This window comes from Streptomyces sp. NPDC058464, from assembly GCF_042721035.1.
Taxonomy (GTDB): Bacteria; Actinomycetota; Actinomycetes; order Streptomycetales; family Streptomycetaceae; genus Streptomyces.
In genome coordinates this window covers 93,234-104,555 of the sequence record NZ_JBHXMA010000015.1, presented here as the reverse complement: position 1 = coordinate 104,555, position 11,322 = coordinate 93,234, and the positions used below count along the sequence as shown (strand labels likewise).

Sequence of the window (11,322 nt, the reverse complement as noted above, 5' to 3'; positions counted from 1 at the left end):
GGCGACTGGTGGAATTTATCTCCTTCACACATCGGGCAGGGAGATCTGGTCGCTGCGTTTACGGGAACCGTTTTCCGGAATTCCTGCACATCATCTTCCGAAGGGACCGGCAAGATGCCAGAAACCAAAACCCACCGCAGGTTAAAGAGCAGGTGGAAGCGCGCGGGCGTGGCTTTCGCCGCGGGGACGGCCCTGCTCCTCGGGGGGATCTACGTCAACGCCGACGCCGCGACCACCCCGAGCGACTCCTCGGCCGGTGACTCCTCGGCCGCCGGGACCACGGCCACCACCGACGCCTCGTCGTCCGTCTCGGACGTGGTCGACGCCGCCGACGCGTTCCTGGACACCCTGGACAGCGACCAGCAGTCCGACGTGCTCCTCGACTTCACCGAGGCGAACGCCACCGCCTGGTCGAACCTCCCGTGCGGCTCGACCTGCCGGGTCGGCATCGAGTTCAGCACCCTCAGCGACGAACAGCTGACCGCCGCCGAGGCGGTGATCGAGACGGCCACCGGTACCGGCAGCGGCACCGGGTACGACCAGATCACCCAGATCCTGGCGGCCGACGACAAGCTCGGCGAGACCGCCAGCGGCTACGGCAGCGGCAACTACTACCTGGCGTTCCTCGGCACCCCGAGCACCGACGGCACCTGGCAGCTGCACTTCGGCGGCCACCACCTCGCCCTGAACCTCACCTACAAGGACGGCGCGGTCGAGGGCACCACCCCGTTCTTCATCGGGGTGGAACCGACCAGCTGGACCGGCGACGACGGCACCACGTACGCACCCCTGTCAGGTATGCGCGACGGGATGCTGGACATGATCGGCAGTCTCAGCAGCAGCGAACTGTCGGAGGCGAAGCTCTCCGAGTCGTTCAGCGACGTGCTGCTCGGTCCGGGCGAGGACGGCGACTTCCCGGAGACCAAGGAAGGCCTCGCGGTCGGCGAACTCACCGACGACCAGCAGGAACTGGTCCTCGACGCCATCGAGCCCTGGGTCGACGTGGCGGACGACACGACCGCCGCCTCCGCGCTGAGCGACTACGAGTCGGAACTCGACGAGACCTACATCTCGTACTCCGGCAGCACCGACCTGGACACCACGGGCGACTACGTGCGCATCGACGGCCCGGGCGTCTGGATCGAGTTCATCTGCCAGAACGGGCTGGTCTACCAGAACCAGGTCCACTACCACACCGTCTACCGTGACCACGACACCGACTACGGGGGAGAGTTCTCGTTCTGACGGACTGAGGGACCGCCCGCCGATCTCGCCGTGGCATGCGCTGCGCATGCCGGCCGGGATCGCGACGGTGGTCACGGCGGCGCCGCTGCCGGCGCCGCCCGCCGCCGCGCACCCAGTGCCGCTCGGCGCGGGAAGCCGCGATCCGCCGCTACCTCGCGGACCGAGCAGACCTCCACCGGTCCCTACCGCGAACTGACCGTCCGGGCCACGCTCACCCCGCCCGCCGGCGGGGACCCGCGCCGGTTCGTCCTCGACTACGACGTCGTCGTCCACCACATTCTCGAAGGCACCGACCATCTGCTGTTCCTGCTCATTCTCCTGCTGCCCGCCCCCTGCGGGCCGCCGGAAACCGCCGGCGCGGACTGACGAGCACAGGAACCGCCGCCGGCCGCATCGGCCGCACCACACTGGCATTCACCGTCGGGCATTCCGTCGCTCTCGCCATGAGCGCCTTGGCCCGCCTCGACATACCGGCCCAACCGGTCGAGACATTCATCGCCTTCAGTGTTCTCGTCGGCGCCGTCCATGCAAATCGACCGCTTTTCCCGGGACATGAGGCCGTGGTCGCCGAGGTCTTCGGCCTGGGGCACGGACTCGCCTTTTCCCTCACCCTCGCCGAGATGCACCTCCTGGTGCTGCTGGACCGCCTCGGCCTGGCCAACCCCGTCGCCCGCGCGGCGGACAGTGCCGGGACCCACACCTCCCAGCTGCTCCTCGTCCAGGTCACCTGCGCGGTGCTCGCCACGCTCTGGACACTCGCCCCGCCCGGGCGCGGCAACCCCCGGCGATCTTGGCGGTTCGCTCACCGTTCATAACGTCCTCACCTGCGCGAAGACGTCCGTTCGAGCCACGCAGGAAAGGTCCTGGCGGCCTGTCACAACGAAACCCCAGGACGGACTTGGTGACCGAATCACGCGTTCGCCGGTGGCGCCGCAGCCTCCGTGTCCTGCTCGTCGCCGTCGCCGGACCGACGCTCGCCGTCGGCGCGCTGACGGCGTCCCCCGCCCACGCGGCGGCCGCCGACGACATCCGGATCAACGAGGTGGTGACCACCGGGGACGTCAACGACTCCGTGGAGCTCTACAACAAGGGCACCGCCACGGTGGATCTCTCCGGCTGGATCCTCCGGGACGACAACGACAGCTCCAAGTACGCGATAGCCTCCGGGACCACCCTTGCGCCCGGCGGCTACGTGGCCTTCGACGTGCACAACTCCTTCGGCCTGGGCTCCGACGACGAGGCACGCCTCTACCTCGCCGACGGCACCACCCTGGTCGACAGCTTCAGCTGGACCCAGCACTCCGACCCCTCGTGGTCGCGCTGCCCGGACGGCACCGGTGCCTTCGGCTCGGCCGCGCTGACCCTCGGCGCCGCCAACGACTGTGGCTCCGGCGGTGTTTCGGCGACCGCGTGGCCGGGCGGCAGCTCGGTCGCCACCGCCGACACCAAGAACGCCTTCGGCTCCGACATGAGCGGCCTCTACCAGGAGGGGAGCGTGCTGTGGGCGGCACAGAACAGCGGCAGGCTGTGGCGGCTGGTGCCCAACGGCTCCACCGCCTGGAAGGCCGACACCAGCAACGGCTGGACGTCCGGCAAGACGCTCAAGTTCCCCGGCGGATCGGGCACGCCCGACGACGAGGGCGTCACGCTCACCGGCTCCGGCGCCGGCGGCGGTGTGTACGTGTCGAGTGAGCGCAACGCCGACTCGTCCGGCACCAGCCGGCTCTCCGTCCTCAAGTACGACGTCAGCGGCACCGCCACCACCATCACCGCCGCCACCGAGTGGAACCTGACCTCCGACCTGCCGTCGGTGGGCTCCAACCTCGGCCTGGAGGGCATCACCTGGGTCCCCGACGCCACCCTGACCGCCGCCGGGTTCAAGGACGCCTCGACCGGTGCCGCCTACAACCCGGCGAACTACGGCTCGCACACCGGCGGTGTGTTCTTCGTCGGCGTCGAGGGCACCGGCATGATCTACGGCTACGTCCTCAAGGACGGCGGCACCTTCACCCGGGTCGCGGCCGTCAGCAGCGGCATGGCCGGCGTCATGGAACTCCAGTGGGAACCGCAGGCGTCCCGTCTCTGGGTGGTCTGCGACGACACCTGCTCCGGCCAGCACCGCACCCTGCAGATCAACTCCTCCGGGGTCTTCGCCACCACCGCGATCCACAACCGCCCGACCGGCATGGACAACCTGAACAACGAGGGCTTCGCCGTCTCCGGCTCCGACGCGTGCAGCGGCGGCAGCAAGCCCGTGTGGTGGTCCGACGACAGCAACGACAGCGGTCACGCGCTGCGCAGGGGCACCATCACCTGCTGAGGTCTGCCGGGCCGCCGGTGCCGCGCTGTATCGTACGCGCGGCATCACCCGCACCACCCGGAACGCCCGCCAACTCCCTTACCGGCACGTCGACTTCACCGACGTGCCGGTTCCTTTCGCCGCCCCCCGGAGGAACCGTGGCAACCCCCCGCACCCACCGTCTCCGTATGTCCCTGCCCAGACGCAGATCCCTCGCCGTGACGGCCGCCCTCGCCGCCGTCTGCGGTGCCGGCCTCACCCAGCCGACCCCGGCCCGCGCGGACGCCGCCGCCGACCGCGCCGCCCTCGCCCAGTGGTGGGCCCCGGTCAACTTCCAGGATGTCGACTCCACCGGCGAGACCGCTCTCGGCGGCAAGTCCGACTACATCACGTCGTACGACTACGACGGTGACCTCAACGGCCGCAACAACTGGGAGAACACCAGCCAGTTCCCGCTCGCGGCGCACGTCTACTACTCGGTCGTCCAGACCCCGTCCTTCTCGTACCTGCTGTACACGTACTTCCACCCGCGCGACTGGTCGGACGGAGTCCTCGACAACTACCAGGAGGATCTCACCGAGCACGAGAACGACGCCGAGGGCGTCCTGGTCGTCGTCGCCAACGACGGCTCCGCGCACGGGCAGTTGAAGGCCGCCATCACGGTCGCGCACAGCAACTTCTACTCCTGGGTGCCCTCCGGCAGCGACTTCACCAGCGGGCAGGAGAGCGTCGACGGCACGCTGAAACTGCAGGGCGACCCGCACGACGACGGCCACGGACGCCCGTTCACGACCCAGCAGCCCAACACCCATGCCGCGTGGGCCGAGGGCTACCTGTCCCAGGAGCGCAGCCAGTACGCGAGCGGCGACGGCATCGTCTACTACCCCGGCTCCACCGCCGAGGTGCCGGACGGGTCCAACGACCGCGACGTCCAGTACACGCTGACCGACGTCTTCGCCTCGAACGGCATGTGGGCCAACCGCACCCTGACCTCGTTGTTCGCGACCACGAACAACTTCGCCGGTGACGACAGCTCCAACCCCTACGGCGCCAAGTGCGGGGCGGGCGGGGTCCTCGGCCCGGCCAACGGGGCGTGCGACACCGACGCGGCCAACCCGCCCTGGGCCTGGGACGACTCGAACGACCTGCCCGGCCGGGGCTACCTCGCCACCAACCCCGCCGAACTCGTCTGGGACTACTTCAACTGGTCCGGCAAGCCCTCCGCGCCGGACCTCGCCTACACCTGGGACCAGTACAACGGCATCACCTCCTGATCAGGCGCCGGGCCCGCCCTGCAGCACCGTGGGGCTGATCTGCCGTACCTGAGGCAGCGTGGTGACCATGTGGGCGACCACGCGTTCGCTGAGGCAGACATGGCGGTGGGGGATGTCCCCGGGAAACCGGGCGAAGTCCCCCGCCGCCAGGTCGACCGGTTCGGTGAGCGGGCCGGTGCGCAGCTTGCCGGTGATCACGTAGATGTGGTGGAGCGTGCCGGCCGCGTGCGGGACGACGGGCTCGGGCTGCCTGCCGCTGCGTTCGAGACGCAGCACCAGGGTCCTGACATACCCCGAGCCGTACACCTCGTCGAGCAGCCGCTCCGACCAGTTGCCCGCCTCCGACCACTCGCCCTCGTCGTGGCGCTGGACATAGACCGGCGTGCCCCACTCGGTGAGGAGCCGGCGGGCCGGTACGTCCAGGGCCGCGCCGAGCAGCGAGAGCGTCTCCACGGTCGGGTTGCCGGCGCCCTGCTCGATCTTCGACAGCGTCTGCTTCGAGAGACCGGAACGGCGGGCCAGCTCGCCCAGTGACATGGCGCGTTCGAGCCGGAACCGGCGGACGTTGCGGGCCACCAGCTCGTTCTCATGGGCCAGGTCGTCACTTTTAATGTGCATCCCGTCATTGTTGACGGACGGTCGGCGGTCTGGCCATGCTTGTCACGTAAAAGTTTCCGGACGGTCTACTGAAAATGACACCGGACCCCCTCGAAGCTGAGGTGAACCGCCATGACCACCGCCTCCCTGGACTACCCGGCCCGTGACGACCGGGCCGCCGTCGACAAGGCCATCAGCCTGCTGGTCGCCTTCGGTGACAGGGCGAGCAGCGGGGTCGGCGTCAGCGAGCTGGCCCGCCGGGCCCGGCTGAGCAAGTCGACCGCGCACCGGGTGCTGGGCATGCTGGAGCGCAACGGCGTGGTGGAACGGGTCGGCACGGACTACCGGCTCGGCGAGCGCCTCCACCAGCTGGGCCGCTCCGTCTACGCGGCCGGCCACGAGAATCTGCGCGACCTGCTCCTCCCGTACCTGACCGACCTCTACGAGCTCACCCGGCACACCGCCCACCTCGCCGTCCTGCACGGCACCGATGTGGTCTACCTCGGCAAACTCCACGGCCACCGCCCGGCCCCCGTCCCGTCCCGCATCGGCGGCCGGCTCCCCGCACACGCCACCGCCGTCGGCAAGGTCATGCTCGCCTACGACGCGGAGGCCGCCGCCCAGGCGATCGCCGGGCCGCTGCACCGCTTCACGGCCCGGACCATCGCCGACCCGGCGGCACTCGCCGAGGAACTGGACCGCATCCGCCGGACCGGCCTCGCCTACGACGACGAGGAGAGCCAGCCCGGGCTGAGCTGCGTCGCCGCGCCCGTCCTGGGCCGCTCGGGGCGTGCGGTGGCCGCGCTGTCCATCGCCGGACGGCGCGGCCGGATCGACACCACGCGGCTCGGCGCGGACGTACGCCGGGTCGCGGCGGCGGCCTCCCAGGCACAGCAGCGGACGGGCCGGCCGCCGCGGCCGTGACCTCGGCGCCTGCCGCGGCCGTGACTTCGGAGCCTGCCGCGCCCGTGACCTCGGAGCCTGCCGCGCCCGCGACTCACACGCTCTGTGCCGTGGCCACCGCGAAGCCCGCGATCCACTCCGGGATCGGCGCATAGAAGCGCGAGGTCATCCGGTAGTCGCCGGTGGTGGCCGCGAGGGACGCGAAGGCGGCGATCCAGGTGCGGACCTCGTGGGCCGAGCCGCCGCCCTCGGCGCCCATCCACTCCACGGTCCAGGAGTCGACGTCCGCCAGCCGTCCGCTTTCGAACACGTCCAGGACCTGGTTGTCCCAGGCGGGGTTGATGGGGATCATCCGAGTCGAGCCGGCCGCGTAGTCCCGCCCCGCCCGGACGACCCGCTCCTCACCCCGCGCCCGCTGCTCGGGCGTCGGCGGGTGACCCTCGATCAGGGCATCGGCCACCCGGGGCGGGGCGCCGTCCAGGACCGGGACGGGCGGGTCGTGGGAGAGCCCGCCGGAGCCGAGGAACAGCACCCTGCGGTCCAGCCGGGCACAGGCCTGGCCCACGGCCGTACCCAGGGCCCGGATCCGGCTCACCGGGCCGAGCGGGGTCGCGACCCCGTTGACGAAGACCGGTACGACCGGCACCTGGTCGATCCCGCCGAACAGCACCTCCAGCGGCTGGACGAAGCCGTGGTCGACCGTCATCCGCGCCGACACGGTCAGGTCGATGCCGCGGTCGAGGACCCCGCGCGCGATCGATCCGGCCGCTTCCGTGTCGACCGACAGCGGACCCGCCGCCGAACCGAAGTCACCGACCGCGTGGGCGGCGGTGGCCAGGCAGAAGGGCGGCATCTCCTTGTAGAAGAAGCCGTTGTAGTGGTCGGGAGCGTAGAGGACGACGAGTTCGGGGTCGAAGGCGCGAACGAAGGATCTCGCGTGTCCGACCGCTTCCGCCACGGCGGCCAGAACCTCGGGCCCGGGGTCGTTCCTGCCGATCAAGGGGGAGTGGGAAAGCCCTACGGCGGTGTTCATGCGACGTCTCCCTGGGGGCGGACGACGAGCTTGCCGGTCAGCCGCCCGTCGATCATGAGCTGGAACCCCTGGTGGATCTCGGCCAGGGGCAGGGTGCGGTCGATGACCGGACGCAGACCGGTGGCGTCCATCAGCTTCAGCAGGGCGACCAGTTCGGCCCGGGTGCAGCCGGTGGAGCCGAGGATGCGCTGCTGGAGGTAGAAGACCCGGCCGAGGTCGGCCGGCGGGTTGGTGCCGCTGGTCGCGCCGGCGACGACGACCGTGCCGCCGGGGCGCAGCGACTTCAGCGAGTGCGACCAGGTCGCCTCGCCGACCGTCTCGACCACCACGTCCACCCGCTCGGGCAGCCGTTCCCCGGTCGCCACGGCCCGGCGCGCGCCCCAGGACTCGGCCTGGGCCCGCTTCTCCGCGCTGCGGCTGGTGGCGTAGACGACCGCCCCGGCGGCGACCGCGAGCTTGATCGCGGCCGAGGCGACCCCGCCCCCGGCGCCCTGCACCAGCACCCGGTCGCCCGCCCGGATCCCCGCCTGCGTGAAGAGCATCCGGTACGCGGTGCCCCAGGCGACCGGCAGACAGGCGGCCTCGTCGAAGGTGAGCCACTCCGGCTTGGGGATCAGATTGCGGGCGGGCACGGACAGGTACTCGGCGAAGGCGCCGTCGTGCCGCTCCGACAGCAGTGCCCGCCCCGGGTCCAGCGTCTCGTCGCCCAGACCGGCGTCCGCGTCGGCGATCACCGGGTGGACGAGGACCTCGTTGCCGTCCTCGTCGTACCCCGCCGCGTCACAGCCGAGGACGACCGGCAGCCGTTCGGGCGGATGGCCCACCCCGCGCAGGGTCCACAGGTCGTGCATGTTCAGCGACGACGACACCACACGGACGGTGGACCAGCCGGGGCGCGGCCCGGGTTCGGGAACGTCTCCGACGACGAGGCCGGCCAACGGGTCGGTCGCGCTCTGGGAGACGGCGGTTGCGGCAAGCATGGGAGCACGCTCTCCCGCCGCCCCGGGACGCCGACAGCCCGCGTGCCGCCGTACGGAACGGCCGATGGCACCCGTCCGGCCCGCTGCTGTTCGCTGAGGCCATGACCTCGACGAACGAACCCAAGGGCGCTGCCACGGCGGCACCGCGCGGAGCGCTCAGTCGCCCCGCGGACCTGGCACGGAACATCGACGTCTCCGGGCTCGTCGACACCGAGGGCGGACTGCTGGACCGCGTGGTCTTCACCGACGAGGAGCTGTACCGGCAGGAGTTGCGCAGGGTCTACGCGCCGAGCTGGCTGTTCCTCGCGCACACCGACCAGTTCCACCGGCCCGGCGACTTCTTCACCACGTACATGGGCGAGGACCCGGTCATCGTCACCCTGGACCGCGACCGCCGGATCCGCGCCCACCTCAACTCCTGCCGCCACCGGGGCGCCCGCGTCTGCCGCGCCGACTCCGGCACCACCCGCAACTTCACCTGCACGTACCACGGTTGGTCCTACAACCTGGACGGCTCGCTGGTGAGCGTCCCCAACAAGGACGGCTACCCCGGCGGGTTCGAGGAACGCGACTGGGGCCTGGTCGAGGTCCCGCACGTGGAGACCTACCACGGGCTGGTCTTCGGCACCTGGAACCCGGACCCGGTCCCGCTGCGCGAGTCGCTCGGGGACATGGCCTGGTACATGGACGCCATGCTCGACCACGACGACGAGGGCACGGTCGTGGTCGGCGGGGTCCACAAGTGGGTCCTGGAGGGCAACTGGAAGCTGGCGGCGGAGCAGTTCGCCACCGACTGGTACCACGTGAACATGAGCCACGCCTCGGCACTCATGCTGCTCGCACCGGCCGGCCGCAAGCCCAAGGACGAGGTCGTGCACCGCACCGGCCGCCAGTACGCCGGCCCGAACGGCCACGGCGCCGGCTTCCCGGTCCACCCCAGGAACCGGTTCGACGCGCAGACCGTGCACCAGTGGACGGACTACGACGCCCTGCGCGAACGCCTCGGCGAGGCCCGCGTCGAGGGCCCGCTCACGAACGGGCACGCCACGGTCTTCCCCAACTTCTCCTACCTGCCCGTCAACGGCTCCATCCGCGTCTGGCACCCCAAGGGCCCGGACAAGATGGAGGTCTGGGCCTGGACGATCGTCGACAAGTCCATGCCGGAGGAGGTCCGCGAGGCCCAACGCCTGTACAACCTGCGCACCTTCGGCCCCAGCGGCATCTTCGAGCAGGACGACGGCGAGAACTGGAGCGAGGTGCAGGCCATCTCGCACGGCTTCATCACCAACGGAGTCGCCCTCAACTACCAGATGGGGATCGGCTCGGAACGCGAGGACGGCCGCCACCCCGGCCGGACCGGCGAACTGTACAGCGACGCCGCCGGACGGGCCTTCTACGGCCGCTGGCGCGAGCTGATGAACACCCCCGCATGGCACGAGGAGGGCAAGGCATGAGCAACGGCAGCGGCATTCGAGTAGCAGCCCTGGCGGACATCCCCGAGGGCGAGGGCATCGCCATCGACAAGTCCGTCACGGGCACGGCCGACGACATCGCCCTGCTGCGCGACACCGACGACACCGTGTACGCCCTGGACGACACCTGCACCCACGAGGACGCCTCCCTGGCCGACGGCTGGGTCGAGGACGGCTACGTCGAATGCCCCCTGCACGCCAGCAGGTTCTGCCTGAAGAACGGCGAGGTCCAGGGGCTGCCCGCGACCCGGAACGCCTGCCCGCACCGGGTCGAGGTCCGCGACGGCGAGGTCTGGCTCTTCCCAGGGGAGACGCCGTGAACGTGGTCGTCGTCGGCGGCGGCATCGCCGGCGTCAGCACCGTCGCCGCACTGCGCTCCCAGGGCTTCGACGGCGAGCTCACCCTCGTCGACGCCGGCGAATTCCCCTACGACCGGCCGCCGTTGTCGAAGGACTACCTCGCCGGGAACAGGACCGCTCCGCAGCTCGCCCTCCAGCAGCCGTCCTGGTACGACGACCAGCGCGTCCGGCTGGTCAACCGCACCACGGTCACCGCGCTGCGCCCGGCCGAGGGCAAGCTCGAACTCTCCGACGGTACCCTGCTGCCCGCCGACCGGGTCGTCCTCGCCACCGGAGGCAGCGCGGCCCGCCCGCCGATCCTTGGCATCGACGGCGAGCGCGTGCACGTCCTGCGCACGGTCGAGGACGCCGACCGGCTGCGCCCGGCACTGGCCCCCGGCGCCCGCATCCTCGTCGTCGGCGCCGGACTGATCGGCGCCGAGACCGCCTCGACCGCGGTACGCCTGGGCTGCGAGGTCGGCCTGGTCGACCCGTTGGCCACCCCGCTGTCCGCCGTGCTCGGCCCGGAGCTCGCCACCTGGCTGCACGACATGCACACCTGGCACGGCATCACCACCGTCCAGGCGGCGGTGGAGTCGTTCACGGATCGCGGCGACCACATCGAGGTCCGGCTGACCGGCAAGACCGGATCGCGGTCGTACGACGCCGTCGTCGTCGGCGTCGGCATGGTCCCGCACACCGGGCTCGCCGAGCAGGCGGGCCTCGACGTGGACAGGGGCATCCTGGTCGACGCCGGTCGGGTGACCTCGAACCCGGCCGTGCTCGCGGTCGGCGACCCGGCCCGGCCGCGCGGGCAGGCCCGTGCCGAGCACTGGGAGGCCGCCCAGCAGGATGCCGCCCGGGCCGCCGCCACCCTCCTCGGCACCCCGGCCCCCGCCCCGACGGCGCCCTGGTTCTGGACGGACCGGCACGGCCGTCACATCGAGGCGGTCGGGCAACTGGGCTCCGCCGCCGAGACCGTCGTACGCGGCTCCTTCGCCGAGGCGCCCTTCGCCGTCTTCGGCCTGCGCGACGGGCGGCTGGTGGCCGCTGCCGCCGTCGACGACTCCGCCGCCGTACGCGCCGCCCGCCGGATGATCGACCGCCGGACACCGGTCGACGCCGCACGGCTGGCGGACCCCGACGTGAGCCTGCGCGCCCTGCTGCGCCCCGAAAGGTGA

The 11,322-nt window shown here is 71.3% G+C and carries 12 protein-coding genes; 9 read left to right on the top strand and 3 right to left on the bottom strand.

Annotation, left to right across the window (positions count from 1 at the left end; genetic code table 11):
* Positions 1 to 168 precede the first annotated feature (168 nt).
* The 5 genes from ACFWPQ_RS20995 to ACFWPQ_RS20975 all read left to right on the top strand — a co-directional run bounded on the left by ACFWPQ_RS20995 (position 169) and on the right by ACFWPQ_RS20975 (position 4,818).
* The gene (locus tag ACFWPQ_RS20995) at positions 169 to 1,245 is read left to right on the top strand and encodes a DUF3500 domain-containing protein (RefSeq protein ID WP_384036603.1); all 1,077 of its coding nucleotides are present in this window, start codon (positions 169 to 171) and stop codon (positions 1,243 to 1,245) included.
* Positions 1,246 to 1,275: 30 nt separating this feature from the next.
* On the top strand, positions 1,276 to 1,611 hold the full coding sequence (locus tag ACFWPQ_RS20990; RefSeq protein WP_384036916.1) for a hypothetical protein: 336 nt from the start codon (positions 1,276 to 1,278) through the stop codon (positions 1,609 to 1,611).
* Positions 1,578 to 2,060 (top strand): HupE/UreJ family protein, encoded by a 483-nt coding sequence (locus ACFWPQ_RS20985; protein WP_384036903.1) that lies wholly within the window; start codon positions 1,578 to 1,580, stop codon positions 2,058 to 2,060. The genes ACFWPQ_RS20990 and ACFWPQ_RS20985 overlap by 34 nt, the downstream gene beginning before the upstream one ends.
* Before the next feature lie 86 nt (positions 2,061 to 2,146).
* Positions 2,147 to 3,565 (top strand): lamin tail domain-containing protein, encoded by a 1,419-nt coding sequence (locus ACFWPQ_RS20980; RefSeq protein WP_384036601.1) that lies wholly within the window; start codon positions 2,147 to 2,149, stop codon positions 3,563 to 3,565.
* A 167-nt stretch (positions 3,566 to 3,732) separates the two neighbouring features.
* A complete protein-coding gene (locus ACFWPQ_RS20975) occupies positions 3,733 to 4,818 on the top strand; it encodes a hypothetical protein (RefSeq protein WP_384036598.1) in 1,086 nt (361 codons plus the stop codon).
* Here the strand turns inward: ACFWPQ_RS20975 and ACFWPQ_RS20970 are convergent, their stop codons facing one another.
* The gene (locus tag ACFWPQ_RS20970; RefSeq protein WP_384036596.1) at positions 4,819 to 5,436 is read right to left on the bottom strand and encodes a helix-turn-helix domain-containing protein; all 618 of its coding nucleotides are present in this window, start codon (positions 5,434 to 5,436) and stop codon (positions 4,819 to 4,821) included.
* A gap of 111 nt (positions 5,437 to 5,547) precedes the next feature.
* On the opposite strand from ACFWPQ_RS20970, the gene ACFWPQ_RS20965 reads away from it, so the two are divergent.
* Entirely contained in the window at positions 5,548 to 6,339 is a 792-nt protein-coding gene (locus ACFWPQ_RS20965; RefSeq protein ID WP_384036593.1) for an IclR family transcriptional regulator, read from the top strand.
* A 73-nt stretch (positions 6,340 to 6,412) separates the two neighbouring features.
* Here ACFWPQ_RS20965 and ACFWPQ_RS20960 read toward each other — a convergent pair whose 3' ends face one another.
* Entirely contained in the window at positions 6,413 to 7,351 is a 939-nt protein-coding gene (locus ACFWPQ_RS20960) for a 3-carboxyethylcatechol 2,3-dioxygenase (protein WP_384036591.1), read from the bottom strand.
* Positions 7,348 to 8,331 carry a zinc-binding dehydrogenase gene (locus tag ACFWPQ_RS20955; protein ID WP_384036588.1) on the bottom strand — a complete coding sequence of 328 codons (984 nt, stop codon included), beginning with the start codon at positions 8,329 to 8,331 and terminating at the stop codon, positions 7,348 to 7,350. Before ACFWPQ_RS20955 ends, ACFWPQ_RS20960 begins: the two co-directional genes overlap by 4 nt.
* Positions 8,332 to 8,432: 101 nt before the next feature.
* Here ACFWPQ_RS20955 and ACFWPQ_RS20950 point away from each other — a divergent pair, with 101 nt between their 5' ends.
* The 3 genes from ACFWPQ_RS20950 to ACFWPQ_RS20940 are packed head-to-tail and all read left to right on the top strand — an operon-like array spanning position 8,433 to position 11,322.
* Complete coding sequence (locus ACFWPQ_RS20950; RefSeq protein ID WP_384036586.1) at positions 8,433 to 9,785, top strand: SRPBCC family protein; 1,353 nt, start codon at positions 8,433 to 8,435, stop codon at positions 9,783 to 9,785.
* Positions 9,782 to 10,123: a non-heme iron oxygenase ferredoxin subunit gene (locus ACFWPQ_RS20945; RefSeq protein WP_384036584.1), complete on the top strand. Its 342-nt coding sequence runs from the start codon at positions 9,782 to 9,784 to the stop codon at positions 10,121 to 10,123. Before ACFWPQ_RS20950 ends, ACFWPQ_RS20945 begins: the two co-directional genes overlap by 4 nt.
* Complete coding sequence (locus ACFWPQ_RS20940; protein ID WP_384036582.1) at positions 10,120 to 11,322, top strand: NAD(P)/FAD-dependent oxidoreductase; 1,203 nt, start codon at positions 10,120 to 10,122, stop codon at positions 11,320 to 11,322. Before ACFWPQ_RS20945 ends, ACFWPQ_RS20940 begins: the two co-directional genes overlap by 4 nt.

Coding starts and splice junctions, on each gene's coding strand:
- ACFWPQ_RS20950 (WP_384036586.1), top strand. CDS start 8,433: ATGACCTCGACGAACGAACCCAAGGGCGCTGCCACGGCGGCACCGCGC.
- ACFWPQ_RS20970 (WP_384036596.1), bottom strand. CDS start 5,436: ATGCACATTAAAAGTGACGACCTGGCCCATGAGAACGAGCTGGTGGCC.
- ACFWPQ_RS20960 (WP_384036591.1), bottom strand. CDS start 7,351: ATGAACACCGCCGTAGGGCTTTCCCACTCCCCCTTGATCGGCAGGAAC.
- ACFWPQ_RS20945 (WP_384036584.1), top strand. CDS start 9,782: ATGAGCAACGGCAGCGGCATTCGAGTAGCAGCCCTGGCGGACATCCCC.
- ACFWPQ_RS20975 (WP_384036598.1), top strand. CDS start 3,733: ATGTCCCTGCCCAGACGCAGATCCCTCGCCGTGACGGCCGCCCTCGCC.
- ACFWPQ_RS20965 (WP_384036593.1), top strand. CDS start 5,548: ATGACCACCGCCTCCCTGGACTACCCGGCCCGTGACGACCGGGCCGCC.
- ACFWPQ_RS20955 (WP_384036588.1), bottom strand. CDS start 8,331: ATGCTTGCCGCAACCGCCGTCTCCCAGAGCGCGACCGACCCGTTGGCC.